Source organism: Bacillus sp. T2.9-1 (assembly GCF_950097965.1).
GTDB classification, from domain to species: domain Bacteria; phylum Bacillota; class Bacilli; order Bacillales; family Cytobacillaceae; genus Niallia; species Niallia hominis.
In genome coordinates, this window is record NZ_CATNHG010000031.1 from 1 (window position 1) to 1,407 (window position 1,407).

Sequence of the window (1,407 nt, forward strand, 5' to 3'; positions counted from 1 at the left end):
TCACTAGCGTCGCATAAAAATTGACGGAATTTTCCGTTATTAATTATCCTTACTTTTGAGTAAAAAGAAAGATGATTAAACATAGGTAGTAAACATCCATTTTTTTACTATACCTTGTGGCGAGTGTGATAGAGACAGTGATTGGCTTATGGGACAGTGTTTCCCCCTATTTTTCTCAACCAAATGTGTTCCGGTTTCCATAAAGCTGCTTTCAAATAACGACTAATTTGTAAGTACGATCGCTTACTTTTCGTGTTCCGTTGAGCCAGTACATTCAAGCAATAGACGATCATCGCTATATACACTTGGTTGTGCACAGCTTGTTCACTCTGTCCAAAGAATTTTTTGATATTCAAATGCTGTTTCATCCATTTGAAAAACAGTTCAATGGCCCACCGTGATTTGTAAAGTTCAGCGATTTCATCCGCACTTAAATCAAAACGATTCGTTAACAAGTGTAGCTCATTTCCTTTTGTATCCCATACTTTGATCAAACGGAAAACATTCTCCGATCGATTTTGTGTGGTTCCAATGACGACCATCTCATCCGATAACACAGAAGAATCTTCTAGTAACGAGAGTGTTTCAAGGCTACGTACAACCGCATTTTTACGCAGTCGAGAGACGAAGAAATAGCCTTCATCTGTCATGCGATCGAATCGTTCATAGTCCAAGTATCCACGATCAAACACATACATGCATTCTTTGTCATCGACCAGGATCTCAAGCTGGCCTCGGTCATGTTCGTTGGCATTTGTAAGCACGGATTGATCTGGATAGGAATGACCTTTTTCCATAAATACGAGGCGTAGATGGAGCTTCACACCAGATTTGGTTTTTCGAAATTTTGCCCACTTATGGTTGTTCAAGTTTAATGGTAATGTACTGGAATCAATAATTTTAAGAGGTGTTGTCGTTTTTCGTCTCGCTTGAAAATCAGTCTTCCGATGAATTTGCTTGACTAAATCAAGAAAAATAGTTTGGAAAAACTCCGTTGGAACCAGATTTAATCGTCTACCCAGTTGAGAGAAACTAATGGAATCAAGTTGAGTGGCGTTTTGTAATTCTTCTGAAAACACGCAATCACTTAATGCACGCAAACTCTCCGTTTCATGGAGTTGTGCATATAGTAGTAATTTCAAAAAGGAAGTCATATGCAGCTTCTTCGTATAGTAATTTAAATGATAGTTTTTCACTTGTTCCTCCAACAAATTGTTGGAAATAGGTGAAAGCCATTGTTCAAATGATGTTTTTCGTGTAAACTTATCCATGCGTTAGTCCTTTATTTTGGATTTGGATAGGTTACTACCACCAACCCATTATAAAGGCTTTTTTTATAGAAAAGTTTATTTGCGGAAAATTTAATTTATTTAGCTATGTTGAATTATTTTAATGCGACACTAGTGA

1 protein-coding gene is annotated in these 1,407 nt (G+C 37.1%); it reads right to left on the reverse strand.

Going from position 1 to position 1,407, the window contains the following annotated elements; genetic code table 11:
* Window positions 1-146: 146 nt before the first annotated feature.
* Window positions 147-1,271, reverse strand: coding sequence for an IS4 family transposase (locus tag QQZ16_RS03090; RefSeq protein ID WP_048717821.1), 1,125 nt, complete (start codon window positions 1,269-1,271; stop codon window positions 147-149).
* Window positions 1,272-1,407: the final 136 nt, after the last annotated feature.

What these genes read in the sequence shown, in the direction of transcription:
- QQZ16_RS03090 (WP_048717821.1), bottom strand. Translation starts at nt 1,271, where the DNA reads ATGGATAAGTTTACACGAAAAACATCATTTGAACAATGGCTTTCACCT.